25 protein-coding genes are annotated in these 24,990 nt (G+C 62.3%); 12 read left to right on the plus strand and 13 right to left on the minus strand.

Going from position 1 to position 24,990, the window contains the following annotated elements; all coding sequences use genetic code 11:
• Window positions 1-14 precede the first annotated feature (14 nt).
• Both DK261_RS22920 and DK261_RS22925 read left to right on the plus strand, forming a co-directional pair.
• Window positions 15-1,325 carry an MFS transporter gene (locus tag DK261_RS22920; protein WP_009049324.1) on the plus strand — a complete coding sequence of 437 codons (1,311 nt, stop codon included), beginning with the start codon at window positions 15-17 and terminating at the stop codon, window positions 1,323-1,325.
• A 203-nt stretch (window positions 1,326-1,528) separates the two neighbouring features.
• On the plus strand, window positions 1,529-3,430 hold the full coding sequence (locus tag DK261_RS22925) for an acyl-CoA synthetase (protein ID WP_110176477.1): 1,902 nt from the start codon (window positions 1,529-1,531) through the stop codon (window positions 3,428-3,430).
• A gap of 258 nt (window positions 3,431-3,688) precedes the next feature.
• Here the strand turns inward: DK261_RS22925 and DK261_RS22930 are convergent, their stop codons facing one another.
• Window positions 3,689-4,099, minus strand: a complete 411-nt coding sequence (locus DK261_RS22930) for a hypothetical protein (RefSeq protein ID WP_009049326.1) — start codon at window positions 4,097-4,099, stop codon at window positions 3,689-3,691.
• Between the two features lie 160 nt (window positions 4,100-4,259).
• Here DK261_RS22930 and DK261_RS22935 point away from each other — a divergent pair, with 160 nt between their 5' ends.
• From DK261_RS22935 to rarD, 3 genes are all read left to right on the plus strand, one after another.
• Window positions 4,260-5,159 (plus strand): LysR family transcriptional regulator, encoded by a 900-nt coding sequence (locus tag DK261_RS22935; protein WP_038578565.1) that lies wholly within the window; start codon window positions 4,260-4,262, stop codon window positions 5,157-5,159.
• A 103-nt stretch (window positions 5,160-5,262) separates the two neighbouring features.
• Window positions 5,263-6,270, plus strand: coding sequence for an aldo/keto reductase (locus DK261_RS22940; RefSeq protein WP_023965756.1), 1,008 nt, complete (start codon window positions 5,263-5,265; stop codon window positions 6,268-6,270).
• Between the two features lie 185 nt (window positions 6,271-6,455).
• Window positions 6,456-7,337 carry an EamA family transporter RarD gene (gene rarD, locus DK261_RS22945; RefSeq protein WP_009049329.1) on the plus strand — a complete coding sequence of 294 codons (882 nt, stop codon included), beginning with the start codon at window positions 6,456-6,458 and terminating at the stop codon, window positions 7,335-7,337.
• A gap of 135 nt (window positions 7,338-7,472) precedes the next feature.
• Here rarD and hpaR read toward each other — a convergent pair whose 3' ends face one another.
• The 3 genes from hpaR to DK261_RS22960 form a co-directional block, all read right to left on the minus strand.
• On the minus strand, window positions 7,473-7,895 hold the full coding sequence (gene hpaR / locus DK261_RS22950; RefSeq protein WP_007921772.1) for a homoprotocatechuate degradation operon regulator HpaR: 423 nt from the start codon (window positions 7,893-7,895) through the stop codon (window positions 7,473-7,475).
• Between the two features lie 144 nt (window positions 7,896-8,039).
• Window positions 8,040-9,116 (minus strand): 4-hydroxyphenylpyruvate dioxygenase, encoded by a 1,077-nt coding sequence (gene hppD, locus DK261_RS22955; RefSeq protein ID WP_016702457.1) that lies wholly within the window; start codon window positions 9,114-9,116, stop codon window positions 8,040-8,042.
• 252 nt (window positions 9,117-9,368) lie between these two features.
• Entirely contained in the window at window positions 9,369-10,316 is a 948-nt protein-coding gene (locus DK261_RS22960) for a DMT family transporter (protein WP_110176479.1), read from the minus strand.
• Window positions 10,317-10,395: 79 nt separating this feature from the next.
• Here DK261_RS22960 and DK261_RS22965 point away from each other — a divergent pair, with 79 nt between their 5' ends.
• From DK261_RS22965 to DK261_RS22975, 3 genes are all read left to right on the plus strand, one after another.
• Window positions 10,396-11,271, plus strand: a complete 876-nt coding sequence (locus tag DK261_RS22965; RefSeq protein WP_101282639.1) for a LysR family transcriptional regulator — start codon at window positions 10,396-10,398, stop codon at window positions 11,269-11,271.
• 108 nt (window positions 11,272-11,379) lie between these two features.
• Window positions 11,380-12,918, plus strand: a complete 1,539-nt coding sequence (locus tag DK261_RS22970) for an EAL domain-containing protein (RefSeq protein WP_110176481.1) — start codon at window positions 11,380-11,382, stop codon at window positions 12,916-12,918.
• A 245-nt stretch (window positions 12,919-13,163) separates the two neighbouring features.
• Window positions 13,164-13,529 (plus strand): histone-like nucleoid-structuring protein, MvaT/MvaU family, encoded by a 366-nt coding sequence (locus DK261_RS22975; protein WP_009049335.1) that lies wholly within the window; start codon window positions 13,164-13,166, stop codon window positions 13,527-13,529.
• Between the two features lie 224 nt (window positions 13,530-13,753).
• On the opposite strand, the gene DK261_RS22980 is transcribed toward DK261_RS22975, so the two are convergent.
• Window positions 13,754-14,281 (minus strand): DUF4946 domain-containing protein, encoded by a 528-nt coding sequence (locus DK261_RS22980; protein WP_009049336.1) that lies wholly within the window; start codon window positions 14,279-14,281, stop codon window positions 13,754-13,756.
• A gap of 200 nt (window positions 14,282-14,481) precedes the next feature.
• On the opposite strand from DK261_RS22980, the gene gloA reads away from it, so the two are divergent.
• Window positions 14,482-15,003 (plus strand): lactoylglutathione lyase, encoded by a 522-nt coding sequence (gloA, locus tag DK261_RS22985; RefSeq protein ID WP_110176483.1) that lies wholly within the window; start codon window positions 14,482-14,484, stop codon window positions 15,001-15,003.
• Between the two features lie 156 nt (window positions 15,004-15,159).
• Here the strand turns inward: gloA and ahpF are convergent, their stop codons facing one another.
• From ahpF to DK261_RS23000, 3 genes are all read right to left on the minus strand, one after another.
• Window positions 15,160-16,725: an alkyl hydroperoxide reductase subunit F gene (gene ahpF / locus DK261_RS22990; RefSeq protein WP_041983424.1), complete on the minus strand. Its 1,566-nt coding sequence runs from the start codon at window positions 16,723-16,725 to the stop codon at window positions 15,160-15,162.
• A 123-nt stretch (window positions 16,726-16,848) separates the two neighbouring features.
• Window positions 16,849-17,412: an alkyl hydroperoxide reductase subunit C gene (ahpC, locus tag DK261_RS22995; protein ID WP_007921754.1), complete on the minus strand. Its 564-nt coding sequence runs from the start codon at window positions 17,410-17,412 to the stop codon at window positions 16,849-16,851.
• Between the two features lie 151 nt (window positions 17,413-17,563).
• Entirely contained in the window at window positions 17,564-18,502 is a 939-nt protein-coding gene (locus tag DK261_RS23000) for a site-specific integrase (RefSeq protein WP_110176485.1), read from the minus strand.
• A gap of 179 nt (window positions 18,503-18,681) precedes the next feature.
• On the opposite strand from DK261_RS23000, the gene DK261_RS23005 reads away from it, so the two are divergent.
• Window positions 18,682-19,716, plus strand: coding sequence for a DNA-binding protein (locus tag DK261_RS23005; protein ID WP_009049340.1), 1,035 nt, complete (start codon window positions 18,682-18,684; stop codon window positions 19,714-19,716).
• Here DK261_RS23005 and gorA read toward each other — a convergent pair.
• Window positions 19,713-21,071: a glutathione-disulfide reductase gene (gorA, locus tag DK261_RS23010; protein ID WP_110176487.1), complete on the minus strand. Its 1,359-nt coding sequence runs from the start codon at window positions 21,069-21,071 to the stop codon at window positions 19,713-19,715. The genes DK261_RS23005 and gorA overlap by 4 nt on opposite strands.
• A gap of 131 nt (window positions 21,072-21,202) precedes the next feature.
• Window positions 21,203-22,042: a UTP--glucose-1-phosphate uridylyltransferase GalU gene (galU, locus tag DK261_RS23015; protein ID WP_009049342.1), complete on the minus strand. Its 840-nt coding sequence runs from the start codon at window positions 22,040-22,042 to the stop codon at window positions 21,203-21,205.
• Window positions 22,043-22,335: 293 nt separating this feature from the next.
• Here galU and DK261_RS23020 point away from each other — a divergent pair, with 293 nt between their 5' ends.
• Both DK261_RS23020 and DK261_RS23025 read left to right on the plus strand, forming a co-directional pair.
• Entirely contained in the window at window positions 22,336-22,524 is a 189-nt protein-coding gene (locus DK261_RS23020) for a hypothetical protein (protein ID WP_007921742.1), read from the plus strand.
• 155 nt (window positions 22,525-22,679) lie between these two features.
• On the plus strand, window positions 22,680-22,961 hold the full coding sequence (locus DK261_RS23025; protein ID WP_007921741.1) for a hypothetical protein: 282 nt from the start codon (window positions 22,680-22,682) through the stop codon (window positions 22,959-22,961).
• 12 nt (window positions 22,962-22,973) lie between these two features.
• Here DK261_RS23025 and DK261_RS23030 read toward each other — a convergent pair whose 3' ends face one another.
• The 3 genes from DK261_RS23030 to DK261_RS23040 all read right to left on the minus strand — a co-directional run bounded on the left by DK261_RS23030 (window position 22,974) and on the right by DK261_RS23040 (window position 24,864).
• Window positions 22,974-23,204 (minus strand): hypothetical protein, encoded by a 231-nt coding sequence (locus DK261_RS23030; protein ID WP_007921740.1) that lies wholly within the window; start codon window positions 23,202-23,204, stop codon window positions 22,974-22,976.
• A 68-nt stretch (window positions 23,205-23,272) separates the two neighbouring features.
• Window positions 23,273-24,196 (minus strand): c-type cytochrome, encoded by a 924-nt coding sequence (locus DK261_RS23035; protein ID WP_110176490.1) that lies wholly within the window; start codon window positions 24,194-24,196, stop codon window positions 23,273-23,275.
• Window positions 24,193-24,864 carry a cytochrome c gene (locus tag DK261_RS23040; protein WP_038636667.1) on the minus strand — a complete coding sequence of 224 codons (672 nt, stop codon included), beginning with the start codon at window positions 24,862-24,864 and terminating at the stop codon, window positions 24,193-24,195. The genes DK261_RS23035 and DK261_RS23040 overlap by 4 nt, the downstream gene beginning before the upstream one ends.
• Window positions 24,865-24,990 lie beyond the last annotated feature (126 nt).

Consider the following 24,990-nt stretch of genomic DNA (forward strand, 5'->3'; position numbering starts at 1 on the left):
AAGAGAGACACGCCATGTCACAGAGCGCCGCTGCCACCCTGGCCACCGATGACGATAAAAACGCCGTCTACAAGCGCATCACCCTGCGCCTGATCCCCTTCATCTTCATCTGCTACCTGTTCAACTACCTCGACCGGGTGAACGTCGGCTTTGCCAAGCTGCAGATGCTCGATGCCCTGAAATTCAGCGAAACCGTCTACGGCCTCGGTGCCGGGATCTTCTTCATCGGCTACGTGCTGTGCGGCGTGCCGAGCAACCTGGCGCTGAACAAGTTCGGCCCGCGGCGCTGGATCGCGCTGATGATGATCACCTGGGGCACCCTGTCGACCTGCCTGCTGTTCGTCACCACCCCGACCCAGTTCTACACCCTGCGCCTGTTCACCGGCGCCGCCGAGGCCGGCTTCTTCCCCGGCGTGGTGCTGTACCTCTCGCAGTGGTTCCCGAGCTTTCGTCGCGGCCGCATCATGGCCCTGTTCATGTCGGCGATCCCGGTCTCCGGCCTGCTCGGCAGCCCGTTCTCCGGCTGGATCCTCAACCACTTCGCCGCGGGCCAGGGCGGCATGGCCGGCTGGCAGTGGATGTTCCTGTTGCAGGGCATCCCCACGGTGATCCTCGGCGCCCTGGCGTACTTCCTGCTCAATGACAATTTCGCCCACGCCAAGTGGCTGAGCCCGCAGGAACGCGCGCTGCTGGAAGCCGACCAGGCCGAAGACGCCGCGCGCAAGCCGCGGACCACCGGCGACTCCCTGGCGGCGGTGTTCAAGAACCCGGCCATCTGGGCCTTCGGCCTGATCTACTTCTGCATCCAGAGCGGCGTGTACGCCATCAACTTCTGGCTGCCGTCGATCATCAAGAACCTGGGGTTCAGCGACAACCTGGTGATCGGCTGGCTCAGCGCCATTCCCTATCTGCTGGCGGCGCTGTTCATGCTGATGGTCGGGCGCTCGGCCGACCTGCGCCAGGAGCGCCGCTGGCACCTGGTGGTACCGATGCTGATGGGCGCCATCGGCCTGGTGATCGCGGTCAACTTCGCTGCCAACCCGACCATCGCCATCCTCGGCCTGACCCTCGCCACCATGGGCGCCCTCACCGGCCTGCCGATGTTCTGGCCGGTACCGACGGCGCTGCTGAGCGCCGGTGCCGCCGCGGGTGGCCTGGCGCTGATCAACTCCATGGGCCAGATGGCCGGTTTCCTCAGCCCCTACATCGTCGGCTGGGTCAAGGACAGCACCGGCTCCACCGATGCCGCGCTGTACCTGCTGGCCGGGGTGATCGTCGCGGGTAGCCTGCTGGCCCTGCGCATGACCCGCACGTTGAAACGCTGACCGGCTTTACCGGGCTCACCTTCTGGTGGGCCCGGCTTCCCGGGACAAACCACGGGTTTGTTACCGCCTCGCTACAAAAAGCAACAGCCCGCCCGAGCACACCCGTGGTATATCGGACAGACGTCCGGCCGCGGCAGTTTTCCATTGGCTGGATCGATTGATGACTCCCTCGCAGACCTTACCGAAGGAAGACCCACACGATCATGACCGCGCCCATCTCCCTCGCCCGCCTGAGCGACATCCAAGCCCTCGAACAACAGCAGCCCCTGGCCCAGCGCAATCTTCCCGCCAGCACCTATGAACTGTTGCAACGCTCGGCCAGCCGTTTCGGCGAGCGCACCGCCCTGACCTTCCTGCCCCAGGGCAGCCTCCAGGACCAGCCCTGGAACATCAGCTACGCCGAGTTGTTCGCCCAGGTCACCCGCACCGCCAACGCCCTGCACCGGCTGGGCATCCGCCCGGGCAAGGCGGTGTCGTTCCTGCTGCCCAACCTGCCGCAGACCCATTACGTGATCTGGGGCGGCGAGGCCGCCGGGATCGTCAACGCCATCAACCCGCTGCTGGAGCCGGAACACATCGCCGAACTGGTCCGCGCATCCGGCACCACGGTGCTGGTGACCCTGGCGCCCTTCCCCGGCACCGACCTCTGGCAAAAGGTCGCCAACCTGCGCGAGCGCCTGCCGGAGCTGGAAGCCATCGTCACCATTGACCTGGCCAACCTGCTGCCCGAGCCGCAACGCAGTGCGATCAAGAGCCAGCGCCCGGCGATGCCGGAGGGCGTGCTGGACTTCGACACCCTGCTCGCCGCCTGCCCCGCCGGCCACCTGGAAAGCGGCCGGGTGATCCAGCCGGACGACATCGCCTCGTACTTCCACACCGGCGGCACCACCGGCACGCCGAAACTGGCACCCCACAGCCACCTCAATGAAGTGGCGATGGCCGAGATCATTGGCCTGCATGGCGATTACAGCAGCCACGACGTGCTGCTCTGCGGGCTGCCGCTGTTCCACGTCAACGGGGTGATACTCACTGGCCTCGCCGCCTTCCACCGCGGCGCCCGGGTACTGCTGGCCGGGCCCCAGGGCTACCGCAACCCGACGCTGATCAAGGATTTCTGGCACCTGGTGGAGCGTTACCGGATCAGTTGTTTCAGCGGTGTGCCGACCATCTTTGCCGCCTTGCTGCAGGTACCCAACGACGGCATCGATGTCTCCAGCCTGCGCTTTGCGGTGTGCGGCGCCGCGCCCATGCCGGTGGAACTGATCCGTCAGTTCGAGGCGCGCTCGGGGCTGAAGATCATCGAAGGTTACGGCCTCACCGAAAGCACCTGCGCCACCAGTTGCAACCCTCGGGACGGCGAGCGCCGGATCGGCTCCATCGGCCTGCGCCTGCCGTATTGCGAGGTCAAGATCGCCGTGCTCGACAGCGACGGCCATTACCTGCGCGACGCCGCCACCGACGAGCCCGGCAATGTCTGCCTGCGCGGGCCGACGGTGTTCAAGGGTTATCTGCAGGCCGACAAGAACCAGGGCCTGTGGCTCGACGGCGGCTGGTTCAACACCGGCGACCTGGGGCGCATCGACCGCGACGGCTACATCTGGCTGACCGGGCGCAGCAAGGACCTGATCATCCGCGGCGGCCACAACATCGACCCGCAGATGATCGAAGAAGCCCTGCACCGCCACCCGGCCGTGGCCATGGCCGCGGCGGTGGGCAAGCCGGACATCAAGGTTGGCGAGCTGCCGGTGGTGTACGTCCAGCTCAAGGCCGGCGCCAGCGCCGATCCGGCCGAGCTGCTGGAGCACGCCGCGCGGCATATCCATGAACGGGCCGCGCTGCCCAAGGACGTCTGGCTGCTCGAGCAGATCCCCCTGACGGCCGTGGGCAAGACCTTCAAGCCGGCCCTGCGCCTGGACGCCATTCGCCGGGTATTCGAAGACGAGGTGCGCCAGGTTGCCGACGGTATCCGCGTCGAGGCCGTCAGCGACGAGCGCCACGGGCAGCGGGTGGATATCCATGTGCCCGACCTGGATGCGACCCGCCGCGCCGCCCTGGACCAGCGCCTGAGCGGTTACGCGGTGCGCTACCAGTTGCATTCGGCCTGAGTCGCCGGTGGCCCCGGCCATCGGGGTCGCCGCGCTGCAAGGCATTCACCTGTAGCCGCTGCCGCGGGCTGCGATCGGTTTGGGCGGCACTCCGTGCGAAGCGGCCGTGACCGGAGAGAAGCCGTTTTACTGACAGACCGCGTCATGGCTGATGGCGAGTCCTGCGGCCTCGATCGCAGCCTGCGGCAGCGGCTACAGTTTCGGCTTCTGCGCTGACGGACCAGATGCTTGCGCCCCCCATATTGGTACGGCCATGTTTCATTCAGGCGCGCCGCCATCCGCTTCATAGCGATACCCCGGATGCAGGTCGGCGCCCGCCGGCGCATCCAGTTCCAGCACCAGGCCACCCGGCATCTGCACGAAAATCTGCCAGGTGCCGTCCTGCGGCACCTGCGCCACCTGATGCGGCAGGCCGCTGGCCTGAACCCGCTGCAACACCACTGCGGCATCCTCCTCGGTCCTGAAGGCGATATGGCTAAGCGCCGTCTCGGCGAAGGTCGGCTGCTCGATCACATGCACCAGCGCCTGCCCGTCCTGGTACAGCCAGCGCCCGGGAAAGGGAAACGGCGGGCGCCGTCCGGCCTGCAGCCCGAGCAAGGCCTGGAAGGCCTGCTGCAAGGCGTCGCCCTCGGCGGTGTTGAAGGCCAGATGATCGAAATGCCAGGTCATGACGCACCTCCACCGCCGATAACAACGGTGCGATCCGGCAAGAACGTACTGAGCGGTTTCATGAGTTCACCCTGTGCGATGGAAGTGACTGCATATTCACAGCTTGATAAGCGAGGAAAAATCCCGGTAAAACGCAAGGATCTTTAAAGGATTTTTAGCAATGAGCTCGATTCTCGACCTTGAAGTCTTCGTCCGTACCGCCGACTCCGGCAGCATTTCCGCCGCCGCCCGCAGCCTGGAGTTGACCCCCGCCGCCGCCAGCATCGCCCTCAAGCGCCTGGAAACCCGCCTGGGCATGCGCCTGCTGGCGCGCTCGACCCGCAGCATGCGCCTCACCGAAGAAGGCCGGCGCTACCTGGACAGCGTGCGCGTGGCACTGGCGGCCCTGGCGGAAGGCGAGCAGGCCCTGAAGCAGCAGAGCCAGGGCCTCAGCGGTGTGCTGCAACTGGCGGCGCCGTCGGATTTCGGGCGCAACCTGCTGCTGCCCTGGCTGGACGACTTCAAGCGCGAACACCCGCATATCCGCCTGCAATTGTTGCTCAACGACCGGCACAGCGACCTGTTCCGCGAGACCGTCGACGTCGCCCTGCGCTTCGGCGTGCCCAGCGACTCCAGCCTGGTGGCCCTACCGATCCTGCCCCGGCATCACCGGCTGGCCTGCGCCAGCCCCGACTACCTGGCGCGCCACGGCACGCCACAGACCCCCGCCGAGCTGAGCGAGCACAGCGCCCTGATCTATCTGCGCAACGGCCGCCCCTACAACAGCTGGCACTTCAGCCGGGATGGCGAGGTGCAGGAAGTCCAGGTGCGCGGCGACTACCTCAGCGACGACGGCGAAGTGGCGCGACGCTGGGCCCTGGCCGGCCACGGCATTGCCTACAAGGCCTGGCTCGACGTGGCCAGCGACATTCGCGCCGGGCGCCTGGTGCCCCTGCTCGGCGACTGGCAAGGCGAAAGCGTGCCGCTCAACCTGTTGTGCCCGCACCGTTTGCAGGTCTCGGAACGGGTGAAGGTGCTGCAAGGCTTTTTGCAGGCCCGCTGCCAGCTGCTGGCCGGATAATTCAGATTGCTCCCTACGCCCGTTCTGGTATTTGATGGGCGTCCCATGACCGGTCGCTGGCCGCTGTCGCGCCGGCCTTACCTCACGCACAAGGATTTCGTACATGAGCTATCGCATCCTCGGCCATTCCGGGCTGCACGTGTCCCCCCTGACCCTCGGCACCATGATGTTCGGCGAACAGACCAGCACCGAGGACTCCCTGCGCATCATCGACAAGGCCTGGGACCAGGGCATCAACTTCATCGACACCGCCGACGTCTACACCGGCGGCCGTTCCGAAGAGATCGTCGGCGAAGCCATCGCCAGCCAGCGTGACCACTGGGTGCTGGCGACCAAGGTCGGCTTCGGTCCCGCCGATGGCGTGCCCAACCGCAGCGGCCTGAGCCGCAAGCACATCTTCAACGGCATCGACGCCAGCCTGACCCGCCTGGGCACCGATTACATCGACATCTACTACCTGCACCGCGAAGACCACAACACGCCGCTGGAAGTCACGGTGTCGGCCATCGGCGACCTGCTGCGCCAGGGCAAGATCCGCTACTGGGGCCTGTCCAACTACCGCGGCTGGCGCATCGCCGAGGTGATCCGCATCGCCGACCGGCTCGGCGTCGACCGGCCGGTGATCAGCCAGCCGCTGTACAACATCGTCAACCGCCAGGCCGAGACCGAGCAGATCACCGCGGCCCAGGCCTACGGGCTCGGCGTGGTGCCCTACAGCCCGCTGGCCCGCGGCGTGCTCAGCGGCAAGTACGCGCCGGATGTCGCCCCCGACAGCAACAGCCGCGCCGGGCGCCAGGACAAACGCATCCTGGAAACCGAATGGCGCGTCGAGTCGCTGCGCATCGCCCAGCAGATCCAGCAGTACACCCAGGGCCGCGGGGTCGGCATGGTCGAGTTCGCCATCGCCTGGGTGCTGAACAATGCCGCGGTCAGCTCGGCGATCGTCGGCCCGCGCACCGAGGCACAGTGGGACGCCTACACCAAGGCGCTGGAGGTGAAGATCAGCGCCGAGGATGAAGCCTTCATCGATTCGCTGGTCACCCCGGGGCATGCCTCGACCCCGGGCTTCAACGACGTCAGCCACTTCGTCTCCGGACGCACGCCACGCTGATCTCCCCACAGCGGTGGCCCCTTCCGCGGGCCACCCGCTGCCCCACTGCCGGTGAGTGGCGGCAAACGGGATATTTTCCCGCAACTTGCGATAAATCCGAGTAAACGTCTCGCGCCAAACCCTCTATATTCCCCGCAGTTTTTCCCTCCATCCCACTTGCCTGGTTCAGGTCACACGAGGACAGCTTGTCTAAAGGTATTGCTCTATCGGTCTTGGCGTCGGTGCTGTTTGCCGTCATGTATTTCTACACCTCCTTGCTGGCGCCCCTGACCGGGGTGGAGATTTTCGGCTGGCGCATGCTGCTCACCGCGCCGTGCATGACCGTGTTCATGCTGCTGAGCGGCGAATGGCGGCATGTCGGGGCGATCCTCAAGAGACTGCTGGGCCAACCGCTTCTGCTGCTGGCGCTGCCGCTGTCCGCGGCGCTGCTCGGGGTGCAGCTGTGGCTGTTCATGTGGGCGCCGTTGAATGGCTACAGCCTGGATGTGTCGCTGGGGTATTTTCTGCTGCCACTGACCATGGTCCTGACCGGACGCATCGTCTACGGCGAACAGCTGTCGCGGCTGCAAAAGATCGCCGCCGGCCTGGCGACCCTGGGGGTGCTCAACGAGCTGTATCAGGTGGGCAGTTTTTCCTGGGCGACCTTGTTGGTGGCCATCGGTTATCCGGTCTATTTCGTGCTGCGCAAACGCCTGGCCTCCGACAACCTGGGCGGCCTGTGGCTGGACATGGCCCTGCTGCTGCCAATCGCGCTGTGGTTCGTGCAAGGCGGCGAGCAGGGTTTTGCCGTGGTCGATCAACACCCCTGGCTGTACCTGCTGATTCCGTTGCTGGGGTTGATCAGCGCCTCGGCGCTGGTGGCCTATATCATCGCCAGCCGCCTGCTGCCCTTCAGCCTGTTCGGCTTGTTGAGCTATGTCGAACCGGTGTTGCTGCTGGGCGTGGCCCTGCTGCTGGGAGAAAGCATCCAGGCCGGGGAATGGCTGACTTACCTGCCGATCTGGCTGGCGGTACTGGTGCTGGTGTACGAGGGGTTCAAGCATCTGATGCGCCAGCGCAGAAGCTGAACCAGCTGTTGCTGTTGCTGTTGCTGTTGCTGTTGTAGGAGCGAAGCTTGCTCGCGATGAATGCGACGCGGATCACCTGTTGCACCGCGTTGCCGGCATCGCGGGCAAGCCTCGCTCCTACAGAAGAAGATCGGGTCAGGGTTTGATTTGCTTCAGCTCGTTGAGCAGGGCCAGCAGGGCCTGCATCTTCTCTTCGCCGAACTGCTGCTGGATGCGTTGGTAGTTGATTTCCATATCGCCGCTCATGGACTCGAAGCAGGCCTCGCCCTTTTCCGTCAGGGTGATGAACAGGCGGCGCTGGTCCTCGGGGGATTTACGCCGGCTGACGTATTCGTCGCGCTCCAGGCGGGTCAGCACGCCGGTCATGCTCGGCGGCAGGATACAGGCCATTTTCGCCAGCTGATGGCTTTCCAGCTCGCCGTTCTGGCGCAGGATGCGGATCACCCGCCACTGCTGCTCGGTCAGGTCGTGCTGGTTGAGGGACGGGCGAAAGAATGCCATGGCCGCTTCGCGGGCCTGAAGCAGGGTCAATGTCAGGGAAGGTCTTGGGTTGGTCATGTGCGGGTCGTTCACAGGGCTGGATGGCGACGCTCGGCGTCACAAAGGCCGAACATTAACACATTCACAATTGCCAACCGACAGGCAAAACAAAGCCCGGTCGGGAATTCCCCAACCGGGCTTGATCGTCAGGCAGGTGGCGGCTTAGTCGGTGGACAGCACGCCACGGCGGACCTGGTCGCGTTCGATCGATTCGAACAGTGCCTTGAAGTTGCCCTCGCCGAAACCATCGTCGCCTTTACGCTGGATGAATTCGAAGAACACCGGGCCCATCAGGGTTTCCGAGAAGATCTGCAGCAGCAGGCGCTTGTCGCCCTCTTCCGAGGAACCGTCCAGCAGGATGCCCCGCGACTGCAGCTCGTTCACCGGCTCGCCGTGGTTCGGCAGGCGGCCTTCGAGCATTTCGTAGTAGGTGTCCGGCGGCGCGGTCATGAAGCGCATGCCGATCTTCTTCAACTGATCCCAGGTCTTGACCAGGTCGTCGGTGAGGAAGGCCACGTGCTGGATGCCCTCGCCGTTGAACTGCATCAGGAACTCTTCGATCTGCCCGGCGCCCTTGGACGACTCTTCGTTCAGCGGGATGCGGATCATCCCATCGGGCGCGGTCATGGCCTTGGAGGTCAGGCCGGTGTATTCGCCCTTGATGTCGAAGTAACGGATCTCGCGGAAGTTGAACAGCTTCTCGTAGAAGCCGGCCCAGTAGGCCATGCGCCCGCGATACACGTTGTGGGTCAGGTGGTCGATGATCTTCAGGCCCGCACCTTGCGGATGGCGGTCCACGCCTTCGAGGTAGACGAAGTCGATGTCATAGATCGAGCTGCCTTCGCCGAAACGGTCGATCAGGTACAGCGGCGCGCCGCCGATGCCTTTGATCGCCGGCAGGTGCAGCTCCATCGGGCCGGTTTCGATGTGGATTGGCTGGGCACCCAGTTCCAGGGCGCGCTTGTAGGCCTTTTGCGAATCCTTGACGCGGAACGCCATGCCACACACGGACGGGCCGTGCTCGGCGGCGAAGTACGAAGCGACGCTGTGGGGCTCGTTGTTGAGGATCAGGTTGATCGCACCCTGGCGATACAGGTGCACGTCTTTGGACCTGTGGGTCGCGACCTTGGTGAAACCCATGATCTCGAAGATCGGCTCGAGGGTGTTGGGGGTAGGTGATGCGAATTCGATGAATTCAAAGCCCATCAGGCCCATCGGGTTTTCGAAGATATCTGCCATGGTTGGCGCCTCATCATGCTTTTAGAAATTAACGGATCGTTAGTTGCTAGCAATGCTGAGGCAGGCAGGTGGCGCGCAAGAGATGCCCCGCACGCTGCGCGCGAGGAAATCACCGTAAATCAGTTGAAACCCGAGAATCTTCATGTCGACCCTGTCTTACCGGCTGGGGGGCGAGGCTTCTGCTGCCAGAAGACTTTATTATTGTATGCGTAACCAGATTCTACACAGCGTAAAACTGTTTGTCCGCACTCTCTATAAAATCCGCTTTTTTTCCAGGCTCGCAAGGGGTTTGTTGCACTGGTAAATGCCCCACAGGATCAGCACGCCGCCCAGGCACATGGCCAGGCTCAGGCGCTCGTCCAGCAGCAGCGCGCCAAGGATCACCGCGGTCAGCGGATTGAGCGCGATAAACACTCCCGAACGGGTCGCGCCGATCTTGCGCAGGCCGTCGTAATACCAGATATAGGCCAGGGCCGAGCCCAGCACGCCGAGGTACAGCAGGCTCAGGCCCTGCTCCAGGGTCAGGCTCGCCAGTGCCTCGAGGCGCACCTCGCCGCGCAGGGCGGTGGTACTCCAGAGCATTGCCGTGCCCAGCAGGATCGAATAGGTCACGGTCTGCAACGGGCCCAGGGTCTGGTTCAGGTTGCGCGAAAACAACGAATAGACGCCCCAGCCCAGCACACAGCCGAAAATCAGCAGGTCCCCGCGCCCACTGCCCGCTCCACTGGACAAGGCCCCCGGGTCACGACTGAGGATCACCACCCCCGCGCCCCCCAGGCACAAGGCAATGCCGAACAGCTTGGCGCCGCTCAAGCGCTCCTTGAACAGCGCCCAGGACGCCAGGGCAATCACCGCCGGATTGAGCGCGACGATCAACGAGGCGCGCGAGGCATTGATCGACTGCAGGCCCTCGAAGAAACACAGGTTGTAGAAAAAGATCCCGAAAAACCCCAGCACCGCCAACTGGGCGAACTGCGCCAGGCTCGGGCGCACCAGGGCAATCCGGGCGATCGCCATGAACAGCAGCAAGGCCAGGCTGGCCAGGAGAAAACGCAGGCTGGCGGCCAGCAATGGCTCCAAGGTACCCGCCAATAGCCGCCCGGCGACAAAGGTACCGCCCCAGATCATGGTGACCGCCGCCAGCTTGCAATACACCGGCAGATCGGAAGGCTCGGCACAGGTTTGATCGACAGTTTTCATAAGGCCCCGAGGCGCGGATCAAGGAAGGTTCGGGTATTCTTCGACTAATGCCCGATCATCGTAAAATGAGCTTTTACTCATGACCCTGAGCCAACTGCAGATCTTCTCCCTGGTGGCCGAGCTGCGCGGTTTCACCAGCGCCGCCAGCCGCCTGGGCATCAGCCAGTCGGCGGTGTCCCACGCGCTCAAGTCCCTGGAGCAGGAACTCGGGGTCGAGCTGATCCGCCGGCATCAGTCGCTGGTGGAACTCACCGATATCGGCCAGCAACTATTACTGCGAGCCCGCGCCATCCTCGGCCTGGCCGCCACCATGGAACAGGAAGCCGCCGATGCCCGCGGCATGAAACGCGGCACCTTGCGCATCGGCTCGTTCGGCCCGACCTCGTCGATGAAGCTGCTTCCGGCGATCCTCCGGAGTTACCGCGAGGCCCATCCCGGTATCGAGGTGCACATCGACGAGGGGCCCGACCGCCAGGTGCTGCAATGGCTGGAGGAACGGCGCATCGATGTCGGCTTCGTGGTGCTGCCCCAGGAGCGCTTCGACTGCTTCGCCCTGGTGGAAGACCAGATGGTGGCGCTGATCCCCAGCCAACATGGGCTGGCCGCCAAGGACTCGGTGAGCCTTGCCGAGCTGTGCGACGACCCGTTCATCCTCACCGAGGCCGGTTCCGCCGAGCTGGTTTCCCGGCTGTTCCTCGCGGCCAGGCTCAGCCCCAACATCCGCTATCGCAGCTCGCAACTGCTCAGCACCCTGGAGACCGTGGCCCGCGGCGATGCCCTGACCCTGGTCGCCCAATTGTCGCTGCCCGAGGCCAACGACCCGCGTTATCGGATCAAGGCGCTGTCACCCCCCGCCCGGCGCCAGGTAGGCCTGGCGGTGCTGGACCGGCGGCAATCGTCACCGGCGACCCTGGCCTTTATCGAGCAGGCGCGGAGTCTGTATCGCCGTGACTGAGCGCAACCCGGGGCCACCGTCTATCATGCCCATGGACCGGATGCCGCCGTACCGTCCAGCGGCTTTTGAGTGTTTTCTGGCCTCCATTTCGCCACAGGTTTTTCCTCCATGCCATTGACCGCCAAAGGCCCGCTGAAACGCTCTACCCGCAACCTGTGGACCCTGCTGATCGGCTTGCTGCCGGTAGCGCTGGGCGTGGTCATCCTCTATATGCAGGCCGAGCGCGCGCTGATCCACAGCAGCCAGCAGACCGCCGAGGAAGCGATCCGCCAGTTCGACCTGATGCTCGACAACACCGACATCGCCGCCCGGTCGCTGATGGCGCAAGTCGGCCAGCCCTGCGACGATTTCCGGCAACTGGCTCTGCGCGAACAGGTGACTCGCCGCCCGTTCGTGCGCTCGACCAATCTGGTGTGGCGCAATGACAATTACTGCAGCTCGCTGCTCGGCCCGTCCTCGTTCGAGCTGGACCCGGCCAACTATGTCGACGGCAAGCTGTGGTTGATGGACGGCAACCCGGTCACGCCCAACACCGCGCTGCTGGTCTATCGCCTGCAAGAGGGCGAACGCGCGGTCCTGGCCAGCATCGACGGTTATCACCTGAGCAACGCCTTGCGCCTGATCAGCCGCTTTGCCGAGCTGCAACTGCAAGTGGGCCCCTACTGGCTGGCCGACGATGGCCAGGTCCACGAATCCGTCGCCCCGCCGCCCCCGGTAGCCCCTTATCGGATGGCCTCTTCGCGCTTTCCCTACAGCGTCAACGCGGGGTTCCCCGAGGGCGATATCTGGCTCTACATGAAGTCCCAGTACCCTGCCCTGTTCAGCCTGCTGATCTTTTTCGGGGTGCTGGCGGCGGTCCTTGGCCACTGGCTGCAAAAGCGCTCGTCGTCCCCCAGTCATGAACTGCAACGCGCCCTGGAAGCGGCGGAGTTCATCCCGTACTTCCAGCCCGTGGTGCGTGGCGACACCAAGCAGTGGGCCGGCATCGAAGTGCTGATGCGCTGGAAACACCCTCATGAAGGCCTGGTGCGTCCGGACCTGTTCATTCCCTTCGCCGAGCATTCCGGCCTGATCGTGCCCATGACCCGTTCGCTGATGCAGCAGACCGCCCTGCTGCTGGCGCCTCACGCCCATACCTTCATCGACGACTTTCATATCGGCATCAATATCACCGCCAGCCATTGCCAGGACCTGGAGTTGCTCGAGGACTGCCGGGAGTTTCTCGACCTGTTCCCGCCGGGCAAGGTGCGCCTGGTCCTGGAGTTGACCGAACGCGAACTGGTGGAGCCGACCGCGATCACCCACAGCCTGTTCGAGGAACTGCACAAGTTGGGGGTGATGATCGCCATCGACGACTTCGGCACCGGCCATTCAAGCCTGGGTTACTTGCGCAAGTTCAATGTCGACTATCTGAAGATCGACCAGAGCTTCGTGGCCATGATTGGGGTTGACGCCCTGTCCCGCCACATACTCGACAGCATCATCGAACTCTCGGGCAAACTCGAACTGGGGATAGTCGCCGAGGGTGTGGAAACAGCGGAACAACAGGACTATCTGGCCGCCCATGGAGTCGATTTCCTACAAGGCTACTTATTCGGCAGACCGATGCCCGGGGAAGATTTCCTACAAGCGCTGGCGCGCCATTAAATAGCCATTTCTGATGAAAATTTATTGAACTCGGCAATTGTTTCACGCACCAATTTGAATCAGAAGATGACAAATTGTGTGCACCAACAACGCCATGATTTACTTGCGCCAGATTAACTACTACAATTTTTCCAGCCTGTACAAGATTCGCAGGTGGGCCATTATAATCGAGTCGTTCTAAGGCTCTTGGCTTATAGCTTTGTTTGCGGTTGGTATCAGCCAAATACACTATTGGAGTAAAGATATTGTCCAGACTCGCTGAATTTCGTGCAGCAGAAAAGGCCCTTCAAGAACAGCTCGCCCAGCTGGAATCCCTGAAGAACGACGCCGGACTCAAGAAAGAAATCGAGTTCGAGGAAAAGCTCCAGGGCCTGATGAAGACCTACGGCAAAAGCCTGCGCGACATTATCGCCATTCTCGATCCTCATCCGGGCAAATCCGCTCTGCCGCTCTCGGGCGCGCCGAAAACCCGTCGTGCACGCGTGGTCAAGGTTTATCAGAACCCGCACACCGGCGAGTTGATCGAAACCAAGGGCGGCAATCATCGCGGCCTTAAAGCCTGGAAAGAACAGTACGGCGCTGCCACTGTAGATTCCTGGCTGCGCAGTTAAGTAACCGATGTATATAAAAGACCCTGCCTATGCAGGGTCTTTACCTTTAAACGAAGGCCGTTTGTTTCGAAATCGAATAAGTTGCAGCCCATAGATTGCCTGAGCGGCAATAAACACCCAGCCGAAACTGCAGCTGCCCCCCCCAATCCCCCTGCCCGATCCTACAACTTTGTATTTAGTTCAAAGGCGCGAAACGCGCTGGCCGACGTAGCACAATCGTCCTGTTAAAGTTTCAGGCTACTTCGCACCCCGCGGATTTCCTCCTGGCTTTCGGCATAAACCGCAGCCTGTCCGGCATAAGACAATACATAGGCCTTATCGCCATCGACAGCCGCCACCAGTGTTTGCGACAACACATGGCGGCCGTTTTCGGTAATGGTGCAAGTGGTTTCCAGCGCCGCCAGGCGACTCAATGTCGTGTCATGAATGCGCGTGCACACACTTTGATAACCGCCGCGCCCAAAGTCCTTCTGCACCGACTTGCGCATCTCCAGCAAGACCGCCTGCAAATTGACCTGATGCCCGCTTTCAACTTGAGTCATGGTCAACTCCATGACCATCAACGGTGTGCCGCCGGCATCGTTCTTCACCGCGCGCTGGCGGAATACCTTGGCCGGTTGTTCTTGCGCCTGTGGCAACTCTTCGATCTGCCAGCCGCTGGGCCAGGTGATCACCGGGTCCGCCGCCTCGGCCAGGGCCGGAAGCAGAAGCCAGGACGCAAGCAGGCACAGGGTTTTGAACGATAAGCGCATGGTCATGAACACGTAGGGGACGGGCCCTGAAGTCTGAGGCTGGCAGGAGTATCGAGCAACAGGTTCGTAGCTTTGTGTTTGGTGCGCCCTGCCGCTCTTGCGTATCATTGCCCGACCGCAAGGACGCCCGAAGCCCTGCAAGCCAAGGGACTGCTCGTCAGCGCGAGCGCCGTTTGCCCCACTTCTTTTCCGGAGGGCCCATGAGCCTGCACGAACTCAATACTTTCCCCGGCGTGACTGCCCAGCCTGACACCGCCACTACCAACTTCGTGTTCAACCACACCATGTTGCGGGTCAAGGACATCACCCAGTCCCTGGATTTCTACACCCGCGTCCTGGGCTTCTCTCTGGTGGAAAAACGCGACTTCCCCGAAGCCGAATTCAGCCTGTACTTCCTCGCCCTGGTGGACAAGGCGCAGATCCCGGCCGACGCCGCGGCCCGTACCGAATGGATGAAATCGATCCCCGGCATCCTCGAGCTGACCCACAACCACGGCACCGAGAACGACGCGGATTTCGCCTATCACAACGGCAACACCGACCCGCGCGGCTTTGGCCATATCTGCATTTCGGTGCCGGATATCGTCGCCGCCTGCGAACGCTTCGAAGCCCTGGGCTGCGATTTCCAGAAGCGCCTGAACGACGGCCGCATGAAGAGCCTGGCCTTTATCAAGGACCCGGACGGCTACTGGGTGGAGATCATCCAGCCGGCGCCGCTGTAACCCACCTGTATTGCCCGTGATAGGCACAACGCGGTTTGCCTGACTCACTGCGTTATCGTTGATCGCGAGCAAGCTTCGCTCCTACAGAAGCGACGGGTACCAACAAAAAACCCCATGAGCCAAGGCTCATGGGGTTTTGTTTTTTCCGCTGTCGACTCAGGCCGGCGCGGAGGTGCGGATCAGGTGGTCGAAGGCACTCAGCGAGGCCTTGGCGCCCTCGCCTACCGCGATCACGATCTGCTTGTACGGCACGGTAGTCACGTCACCGGCGGCAAACACGCCGGGCAGCGAAGTCTCGCCACGGGCATCGACAATGATCTCGCCACGGGGCGACAGCTCGACAGTGCCCTTGAGCCAGTCGGTGTTCGGCAGCAGACCGATCTGCACGAAGATCCCTTCCAGGTCGACGGTGTTGAACTCGCCCGAATCGCGGTCCTTGTACACCAGGCCGGTGACTTTCTGGCCGTCACCCTTGACTTCGCTGGTCAGCGCGCTGGTGATCACCTTGACGTTCGCCAGGCTGTACAGCTTGCGTTGCAGCACGGCGTCGGCGCGCAGCTTGCTGTCGAACTCCAGCAGGGTCACGTGGCTGACGATACCCGCCAGGTCGATGGCCGCTTCGACGCCGGAGTTGCCGCCACCGATCACCGCCACACGCTTGCCCTTGAACAGCGGACCGTCGCAGTGCGGGCAGAAGCACACGCCCTTGGCCTTGTATTCCTGCTCGCCGGGCACCCCCATCTCGCGCCAGCGGGCACCGGTGGCCAGGATCAGCGACTTGGCCTTGAGGCTCGCGCCGCTTTCGAAACGCACTTCGTGCAGGCCGCCGACTTCCTTGGCCGGCACCAGCGCGCTGGCGCGCTGCAGGTTCATGATGTCGACGTCGTACTGGCGAACGTGCTCTTCCAGGGCGCTGGCCAGTTTCGGCCCTTCGGTTTCCTGGACCGAGACGAAGTTCTCGATCGCCATGGTGTCCAGCACCTGGCCGCCGAAACGCTCGGCCGCGACACCGGTGCGGATGCCTTTGCGGGCCGCGTAGATAGCCGCCGACGCACCGGCCGGGCCACCGCCGACCACCAGGACATCGAAGGCGTCCTTGGCGCTGATTTTTTCCGCCTGCTTCTCGATGGCGCTGGTGTCGAGCTTGCCGAGGATTTCTTCCAGGCCCATGCGGCCCTGGCCGAAGTTCACGCCATTGAGGTAGACACTGGGAACCGCCATGATCTTGCGATCGTTGACTTCGTCCTGGAACAACGCGCCGTCGATGGCGACGTGGCGGATGTTCGGGTTCAGCACCGCCATCAGGTTCAGCGCCTGGACCACGTCCGGGCAGTTCTGGCAGGACAGCGAGAAGTAAGTCTCGAAGTTGAACTCGCCTTTGAGGGCGCGGATCTGTTCGATCACTTCGACACTGGCTTTCGAGGGGTGACCGCCGACTTGCAGCAAGGCCAGCACCAGGGAAGTGAATTCGTGACCCATGGGAATGCCGGCGAAACGCAGGCTGATGTCGGCACCCGGGCGATTGATCGAGAACGATGGTTTACGTGCATCGTTACCGTTGTCGAGCAAGGTAATCTGGCTGGAAAGACTGGCAACGTCTTTCAGCAATTCGAGCATTTCCTGGGATTTCGCACCGTCGTCGAGAGAGGCAACGATCTCGATCGGCTGGGTGACCCGTTCCAGGTATGACTTCAACTGGGCTTTAAGATTGGCGTCCAACATACGGGCGATTTCCTTTTATTCAGATCGAAAAAAAACGCCCGAGCGAATCTCGCCCGGGCGTTCTTGAGGGCGGTGCAGCTGACTTAGGTGCGGCGGTCCGCCCTGCTGTAGCGAGTCACAGGCTTAGATCTTGCCGACCAGGTCCAGGGAAGGAGCCAGGGTAGCCTCGCCTTCTTTCCACTTGGCTGGGCAGACTTCGCCTGGATGGGCAGCGACGTATTGAGCGGCCTTGATCTTGCGCAGCAGCTCGGAAGCGTCACGGCCGACACCGCCGTCGTTGATTTCAACGATCTTGATCTGGCCTTCCGGGTTGATCACGAAGGTGCCACGGTCAGCCAGACCGGCTTCTTCGATCAGCACGTCGAAGTTGCGGGAGATGGCCAGGGTCGGGTCGCCGATCATGGTGTAGCGGATCTTGCCGATGGCTGGCGAAGTGTTGTGCCAGGCGGCATGGGCAAAGTGGGTGTCGGTCGAAACGCTGTAGATTTCCACGCCCAGTTTCTGGAATTCGGCGTAGTTGTCTGCCAGGTCTTCCAGCTCGGTTGGGCAAACGAAGGTGAAGTCGGCCGGGTAGAAGAACACGACGGACCATTTGCCTTTCAGAGTGGCGTCCGACACTTCGATGAACTCGCCATTTTTGAAAGCGGTTGCTTTGAACGGTTTGACTTGGCTGTTGATGATAGGCATCGGTGATTCTCCATCAGTGGGTAAAAACTTGGGTTGAAAACTTGATGGGGAGAATCCTAACCAATGATCCCAGCCGAGGCTCATTGGCAAAGCTGATGCTGCTGATTAGGTTTGGCTATTAGCGCGCAGTATTAATAGAAGAAATGCGTATTTACTCGGCGACCGGCTTTTCCTGGGTCAGGGCCATGCCGAGAAACGGACTGGCTTCGACGTAACGCATAGCCGACTTGATGTCCTTCCAGCCGACATAGCTCATCAGCGACTTGAGGTCCCAGCCACTGCGATGGGCCCAGGTGGCAAAGCCGCGGCGCAAGGAGTGGCTGGTGTATTGCTCGGCGGCGACCCCGGCGCGCTCCAGCGCCTGGCGCAATAACGGGATCACGCTGTTGGCGTGCAGGCCCTCCTCGCTCAGATGGCCCCAGCGGTCGATGCCACGGAACACCGGACCGCGCACCAGGGCGGCGGCGTTGATCCATTCGATATAGGCCTGGACCGGGCATAGCCGGCGCAGCGCCGGGGTGTGCCAGGTCTTGCCGAGGTTGTCGCGGTCGCTCTTGCTGCGGGGCAGATACAGGCTGATGCCGGAGCCCGCCACTGCTTGCACATGCTCGATCCGTAGCCGGCACAATTCGTCGCTGCGAAAGCCGCGCCAGAATCCCAGGAGAATCAGCGCGCTGTCACGCCGCGCGCGCAGCAGGACCGGTTGATTGTCATCGAGCCGGGCCTGGCTGGCTTCCTGCTCCAACCAGGCGATTACCTGCTCCAGATGCTGCAACTGCAAGGGTTCGGCCTGTTTCTCCTGGGCCGGGTGCAGCGCGCGAATGCCCTTGAACACCTGGCGCACCACTGGCGCCTTGGTCGGGTCGACGAAACCCTGGCTGTTGTGCCACTGCGCCAGGGCCGAGAGCCGCAGCTTCAGGGTGTTGATCGACAGCTCCCCCGCGTACGCCACCAGATAACGCGCCACGCTGTCGCTGGTCGCCGGCAGAAACCCGCCCCAGGTCACCTCGAAATGCTCGATGGCTGCCCGGTAACTACGCCGGGTGTTGTCGCGGGTCGCGGCGTGCAGGTAACGATCCAGCTCACTCATGGCTTGCTCGACTCGTGTTGCGGTACGGAAATGGCGGGCTGAAACAGGGCGATCTAGCTATGACACGGGGTAATACCAGTATATCCCATGTCAATAATTCGAATATTTATCTTTGTTTTTATTGTACAATTACACTTTATACATACCACGTAAAATAGTACGTAATCGTAGGAGATCCCATGGCTCGTGGCGGCGTTAACAAGGCGGTGGTGCAAATCGCCCGTTCGGCAATCCTCGCCCGCGGCGAACACCCCAGCATCGATGCGGTGCGCATCGAAATGGGCAATACCGGCTCGAAGACCACCATCCATCGCTACCTGAAGGAGCTGGAGCAGAGCGAAGCCCGCCGCGCCGCGCCCCAGGAAGCCCTGGAAGAAGAGCTGACGGAACTGGTCCAGCGCATGGCCCAACGCCTGCGCGAACAAGCCCAGGAGCCTGTGGAGCAGGCACAGGCACAGGTGGAGGAAATGAATCGGGAGCTGGTGGCGCAGCAGGCCACAGCCGAGCAGGCACAGGCCCAACTTCGGCAACAACTGCAGACCCAGGCGTCAGCCCTGGCCAGCGAAAGCGCGCTGCTGCAGGAGACCCGCTCCATGCTGCAGAGCGAACAGACGCGCAATGCCGGGCTGAACCAGGCCCTGGCGGACTTCGAGTTACGCCTGAAAGACAAGGACGAGCAGATTCGCTCGCTGGAAGAAAAGCACCTGCACGCCCGGGACGCCCTCGAGCACTACCGCAGCGCGGTCAAGGAACAGCGCGAACAGGATCAGCGCCGCCATGAAGGCCAGCTACAACAGGTGCAACAGGAACTGCGCCAGGCCCAGCAAAGCGCCCTGGTGCGCCAGGACGAGATCACCCAGTTGCACCGCGACAACGAACGCCTGACCAGCGAGCAGCGCGCCACCCAGAAGGAGCTGCGCCAGGCGCAGGAGCAGGCACAGAAGACCGACAGCAAGCTTGGCCAGTTGATGGAGCAATCCAGCCGCCTGAACAGCGAACACACCCTCCTCCAGGAACGCCTGCGCGTCGCCTTGCTGGAGAGTCATGAGTTCAAGCAGAACCTGGAGCAACAGCTGCAGGACAACCGACAACTGGAACTGCGCGCCGCCAAGGCCGAGGCCAGCCTGGAGGCCCTGCAACTGGCTACCGCCGCAAAGGCCGAGGCGCAGCCAGCAACAGAAGAACAGCGGCCGGAGCCGCCAGAACAGGCTTAACCGGCGACCGGCGTGCGCATGGTGACGAACTCTTCGGCGGCCGTCGGGTGGACCCCGATGGTTTCGTCGAAGTCACGCTTGGTGGCGCCGGCCTTCAAGGCAATCGCCAGGCCCTGGACGATCTCGCCGGCGTCCGGGCCGACCATATGGCAGCCCAGTACCTTGTCGGTGTCGGCATCCACCACCAGCTTCATCAGCGTGCGCTCCTGGCACTCGGTCAGGGTCAGCTTCATTGGCCGGAAGCGGCTTTCGAAAATCTGCACCTTGTGCCCGGCTTCACGCGCCTGCTCTTCGGTCAGGCCGACGGTGCCGATATTCGGCAGGCTGAACACCGCGGTCGGGATCATGTTGTAGTCCACCGGACGATACTGCTCCGGCTTGAACAGACGCCGCGCCACGGCCATGCCTTCGGCCAGGGCCACCGGCGTCAACTGCACACGCCCGATCACGTCGCCAATCGCCAGGATCGACGGCTCGGCACTCTGGTACTGCTCATCGACCTCGATGAAGCCACGCTTGTCGAGCTTCACCCCGGTATTTTCCAGCCCCAGGTTGTCGAGCATCGGCCGCCGGCCGGTGGCGTAGAACACGCAATCGGTGGCCAACTCGCGGCCATCCTTGAGGGTGACCTTCAGGCTGCCATCGGCCTGCTTTTCGATACGCTCGATATCGGCGTTGAACTGCAGGTCGAGCCCACGCTTGGTCAGCTCTTCCTGCAAGTGCTTGCGCACCGCGCCGTCGAAGCCACGCAGGAACAACTCACCGCGATACAGCAGCTTGGTGTCCGCGCCCAGGCCGTGGAAGATCCCGGCGAATTCCACCGCGATATAACCGCCGCCCACCACCAGGATGCGCTTGGGCAGTTCCTTGAGGAAAAACGCCTCGTTGGAGCTGATGGCGTGTTCGCGCCCCGGAATATCCGGGATCTGCGGCCAGCCGCCGGTGGCGATCAGGATGTGCTTGGCGCTGTAGCGCTGGCCATTGATCTCCACCTGATGCGGATCGATCAGCTTGGCGTGGCCTTCGTGCAGGGTCACGCCGCTGTTGACCAGCAGATTGCGATAGATGCCGTTCAGGCGATTGATCTCGCGATCCTTGTTGGCGATCAGCGTGGTCCAGTCGAAATCGGCCTCGCCCAGGGTCCAGCCAAAGCCTGCGGACTGTTCGAAGTCCTCGGCGAAGTGAGCGCCGTACACCAGCAGTTTTTTCGGCACGCAGCCGACGTTGACACAGGTACCGCCCAGATAGCGGCTTTCGGCGACCGCGACTTTCGCGCCAAAGCCCGCGGCGAACCGCGCCGAACGCACACCGCCGGAACCGGCGCCAATTACATAAAGATCAAAATCGTAGGCCATTTCACTCTCCCAGGCAGGCTGACAGCATAACCGCAGATGCGCATGCGGTCAGCGCTAGAGGATTTACATAGGGGCATAAAACGAAAAAGCCACCCGAAGGTGGCTTTTCAGTACAAGGACCAAGCGGGCTATCAGTAAGCCTTGCCGGTCTTGTAGAAGTGTTCGAAGCAGAAGTTGGTCGCTTCGATGTAGCCTTCGGCGCCACCGCAGTCGAAACGCTTGCCCTTGAACTTGTAGGCAATCACACAACCGTCCTGCGCCTGCTTCATCAGGGCGTCAGTGATCTGGATCTCGCCGCCTTTGCCTGGCTCGGTCTGTTCGATCAGGCTGAAGATGTCCGGGGTCAGGATGTAACGACCGATGATCGCCAGGTTCGACGGAGCGTCTTCCGGCTTCGGCTTCTCGACCATGTTGCGCACGCGGTAGAGGTCGTCACCGATCAGGTCACCGGCGATCACCCCGTACTTGTTGGTTTCCTGCGGGTCGACTTCCTGGATCGCGACGATGGTGCAGCGATACTGCTTGTACAGCTTGACCATCTGGGTCAGGACGCCGTCGCCTTCCAGGTTCACGCACAGGTCGTCCGCCAGGACCACGGCGAACGGCTCGTCGCCGATCAGTGGACGGCCGGTCAGGATCGCGTGGCCCAGACCCTTCATTTCAGTCTGACGGGTGTAGGAGAACGAGCACTCGTCCAGCAGCTTGCGGATGCCGACCAGGTATTTTTCCTTGTCGGTGCCCTTGATCTGGTTTTCCAGCTCGTAGCTGATGTCGAAGTGGTCTTCCAGGGCGCGCTTGCCGCGACCGGTGACGATGGAGATTTCGTTCAGGCCGGCGTCCAGTGCTTCTTCAACGCCGTACTGGATCAGTGGCTTGTTCACCACCGGCAGCATTTCTTTGGGCATGGCTTTAGTCGCTGGCAGGAAGCGAGTACCGTAACCGGCTGCTGGGAACAAGCATTTCTTGATCATATGAGTCCTTAAAAGGGCTGTACGTACGAATTTCGGCGCAGTCTAATCAGGCCGCGTGCACCTTACAATGGGCCGCGCTGGCTAACCGCTGCCATCTAAGAGAAATATTGCCGCGGATAGTTCCGCACTGGCTGCGAACATAGCTGCGCAGCATCGTACAGATAACCCGCGCCGTAAACCGCCATCTGGCCGCAAAGCCTTGATTTTCTGCGTTTGAACCCTCCTCCGCACTCTTGCAGCGGCTCGTTTACCGCTATCATGGCGCCCTTGAACCCCGCCAACGAGGCAGATAGATGTCGGCAACAAAAAGCGTAAACGGTTACCAGATCAAGCAGTTGAAAGACGGCCAGTGGTGGCTGGTCAGTGCCCAGGGCGAGAACGTCGCCGGGCCTTTCGCCAGCGAGGCGATGGCGGTCGAAGTGGCATCGGTGTTCGAGGACTCGGCTGGCCACGCCTCGGCGCGTCGCAGCCCCAAGTCCTGAGACTGTCCCCGCACCGAAGAGCCCTGCCCCGCGCAGGGCTTTTTCATGCCGATCTGTACCGCAGTGGCGGTTCGCTATAGCATCTTGTCCCAGACGCTCGCCAAGGGTGTCCAGCCCTCCCCCGGGGCTCAAACTTCTCGACGACGACCACACCCATGCACAAACTTCTGGCACTGACTGCGGTACTGGCCCTGAGCGGATGCGCCACCGTTTCCGATACCTACCTGGAAAACGGCGAACAAGGCCTGAGCATCGATTGCTCCGGCGAAGCCAGCTCCTGGGCCAGCTGCTATGAAAAGGCCGACGCCTCCTGTGCCGGCACCGGCTATCGGATCATCGGCACCGACGGCACGCCGTCACTCAAGGAAAGCGACAAGACCCTGGGGGCGGATGTCGGCAACTACAAAAGCCGCAGTGTCGTAGTGGTCTGCAAGTAACAGACGCCCTGCCTACATATGAATCTCGGCAAACTTGATGCCCAGGTTACGAATGGTTTCGATCAGGTCGTCTAGCCGGTCGAATGACTCGACTTCATCGTTATCATCCACAAGAAAATAGCTGCGCCCCGCGCTTTTCTTGAAGAACACGATCCATTCCCCGGAATTCGCCGGATTCTGAATCACATGGGTCGCAGAGATATGCCCCTCTGCATGCCTCTCCCGGACTGTTTCGCGCTTCATGCTTTCTCCCAAAAAACGATGCCGCCGAAACCTGGGTTTCGACGGCATCTTTGACAATGGCCGACAGTTTATCGGATGCCCTGGCCAATCAGCACGCCATCTACCGTCTGGCCATACAGATTGACCCCGTCGTTGGCGTGGAACTTGAGCCGGGTCTTCTCGATGGAGCCCTCCACCAGCCGCGGATCCTGCGGCCGCTCATGGCGATTGACGAACGCCGCCACGTCCCAGGCCTGCTGGTCGCTCAGGCTGCCGGCCTTGCCCAGGGGCATGTTGTATTTGATAAAGGACGCGGCGGTGTTGATCCGGTGCATGCCAGCGCCCCAGTTGTACGAGTCCTTGCCCCAGAGCGGCGGCATGACATAGTCGGCGCCGACCTTCTGGCCCTGGCCGTTATCGCCATGGCAGACCGCGCATTGCGCCCGGTACACCTGCTCGCCACGGGCCAGGTCGTAGCCCTGGGCCGGTTGCGGCACCTCGGGATAACCACGCCCGGGCAACTCGACACCGATCGGTGCCTTGCTCGCCAGCCAATAGGAGTACACCGACAACGCGGAGATCTCGTAGCTGTCGGCAGCCGGCGGCGTGCCGTTCATGCTGAACTGGAAGCAGCCCTGCAAGCGCTCGGCGTAGGTGTTCACCTTGTTGTTCTTCTTGCGATACGCCGGGTACATCGGATAGGCGCCCCACAGCGGCGCGGAGTTGGCCAGCCGCCCCTGATCCAGGTGGCAATTGCTGCAATTGAGCCCATTACCGACGAACTTCGGCGCCAGGCGTTTGGTATCGACGAACAGCGCATAACCGTCGCGGACCATCTTGCCGTAGGCATTGTCTGGCAGTTCGCTCTCTGCTGGTGGCTGGAAATACTGGGGATGGACAGCACTCGCTGCCGGCTCCCGCAACTGTGATTGGTCTTCCATGGTGACCGCGGCGCCATGAACCTGGGTCGCCAGCAAGACGAGGGAAAAGCCCAATAGAAGATCACGGCTCATGGCTTGGGCTCCTGGTTATCGGCCTTGGCGGACAGGCTGCCGACCTTGGCAAAGTAGTCGGCCACCGCCGTGATTTCCTCGGGGCTCAGGGCCTTGGCGATGTGTCCCATCAGATCGTTCGGGTCGTTGCGGCGCGTGCCGTCGCGCCAGGCATTCAACTGCCCGATCAGATAAGCCGCGGGCTGCCCGGCCAACGGCGGAAAGGCGTCTCCGACACCCACGCCACCCGGTCCATGGCAAATCACGCACTCCGGAACCTGCCGCTCCCAGGCGCCACGCAGGGCCAGCCTTGCACCGACCCCCTCGGCCATGGCGCTGCGGTTGATCGGCGCTGGCGTCACAGCCGGCATGGCCGCCAGGGTCTGGCTGACCGCGTCTATCTCGTCATCGCTCAGGGCCTTGGCCAGTGGCTGCATGACCGGATTGCTGCGCGCACCGCTGCGAAAATCTTCCAGCTGCTTGCGCAGGTAACCCGCCGACAATCCCGCCAGACGTGGAAATCCGGCGGCTGCCAAACCCAGGCCATCACCACCGTGACAGGCCAGGCAGGCCGTGGCGCCGGGCTGCGCTCCACCCTGGGTAAACACTTTCTGCCCATCCACGGCCTGGGCACTGGCGACAAAAAACAGCATCAGGCTGCTCAGCAGTATTCGATCCATGGGGATCATGGCGAACTCCATTTTTCTAGTTATATCCTTAGGCTTATTTTATATAAGCCTACAAAGAGTAGGCCAATAGACCTTTGGCTACAACGCGAAACCCACCGAGCCTGCCTTGTCACCGGGCACAAAAAA

Origin of the sequence: Pseudomonas sp. RW409, assembly GCF_003184125.1 — a bacterium.
GTDB classification, from domain to species: Bacteria; Pseudomonadota; Gammaproteobacteria; order Pseudomonadales; family Pseudomonadaceae; genus Aquipseudomonas; species Aquipseudomonas chlororaphis_I.

Coding starts and splice junctions, on each gene's coding strand:
- DK261_RS23035 (WP_110176490.1), bottom strand. CDS start 24,196: ATGAGCCGTGATCTTCTATTGGGCTTTTCCCTCGTCTTGCTGGCGACC.
- DK261_RS22965 (WP_101282639.1), top strand. CDS start 10,396: ATGACCCTGAGCCAACTGCAGATCTTCTCCCTGGTGGCCGAGCTGCGC.
- ahpF (WP_041983424.1), bottom strand. CDS start 16,725: ATGTTGGACGCCAATCTTAAAGCCCAGTTGAAGTCATACCTGGAACGG.
- DK261_RS22935 (WP_038578565.1), top strand. CDS start 4,260: ATGAGCTCGATTCTCGACCTTGAAGTCTTCGTCCGTACCGCCGACTCC.
- gorA (WP_110176487.1), bottom strand. CDS start 21,071: ATGGCCTACGATTTTGATCTTTATGTAATTGGCGCCGGTTCCGGCGGT.
- DK261_RS23005 (WP_009049340.1), top strand. CDS start 18,682: ATGGCTCGTGGCGGCGTTAACAAGGCGGTGGTGCAAATCGCCCGTTCG.
- galU (WP_009049342.1), bottom strand. CDS start 22,042: ATGATCAAGAAATGCTTGTTCCCAGCAGCCGGTTACGGTACTCGCTTC.
- DK261_RS23000 (WP_110176485.1), bottom strand. CDS start 18,502: ATGAGTGAGCTGGATCGTTACCTGCACGCCGCGACCCGCGACAACACC.
- DK261_RS22980 (WP_009049336.1), bottom strand. CDS start 14,281: ATGCGCTTATCGTTCAAAACCCTGTGCCTGCTTGCGTCCTGGCTTCTG.
- DK261_RS23025 (WP_007921741.1), top strand. CDS start 22,680: ATGCACAAACTTCTGGCACTGACTGCGGTACTGGCCCTGAGCGGATGC.
- hpaR (WP_007921772.1), bottom strand. CDS start 7,895: ATGACCAACCCAAGACCTTCCCTGACATTGACCCTGCTTCAGGCCCGC.
- DK261_RS23030 (WP_007921740.1), bottom strand. CDS start 23,204: ATGAAGCGCGAAACAGTCCGGGAGAGGCATGCAGAGGGGCATATCTCT.
- DK261_RS22920 (WP_009049324.1), top strand. CDS start 15: ATGTCACAGAGCGCCGCTGCCACCCTGGCCACCGATGACGATAAAAAC.
- DK261_RS22930 (WP_009049326.1), bottom strand. CDS start 4,099: ATGACCTGGCATTTCGATCATCTGGCCTTCAACACCGCCGAGGGCGAC.
- DK261_RS22940 (WP_023965756.1), top strand. CDS start 5,263: ATGAGCTATCGCATCCTCGGCCATTCCGGGCTGCACGTGTCCCCCCTG.
- DK261_RS22925 (WP_110176477.1), top strand. CDS start 1,529: ATGACCGCGCCCATCTCCCTCGCCCGCCTGAGCGACATCCAAGCCCTC.
- ahpC (WP_007921754.1), bottom strand. CDS start 17,412: ATGCCTATCATCAACAGCCAAGTCAAACCGTTCAAAGCAACCGCTTTC.
- gloA (WP_110176483.1), top strand. CDS start 14,482: ATGAGCCTGCACGAACTCAATACTTTCCCCGGCGTGACTGCCCAGCCT.
- DK261_RS23020 (WP_007921742.1), top strand. CDS start 22,336: ATGTCGGCAACAAAAAGCGTAAACGGTTACCAGATCAAGCAGTTGAAA.
- hppD (WP_016702457.1), bottom strand. CDS start 9,116: ATGGCAGATATCTTCGAAAACCCGATGGGCCTGATGGGCTTTGAATTC.
- DK261_RS23040 (WP_038636667.1), bottom strand. CDS start 24,864: ATGATCCCCATGGATCGAATACTGCTGAGCAGCCTGATGCTGTTTTTT.
- DK261_RS22970 (WP_110176481.1), top strand. CDS start 11,380: ATGCCATTGACCGCCAAAGGCCCGCTGAAACGCTCTACCCGCAACCTG.
- DK261_RS22960 (WP_110176479.1), bottom strand. CDS start 10,316: ATGAAAACTGTCGATCAAACCTGTGCCGAGCCTTCCGATCTGCCGGTG.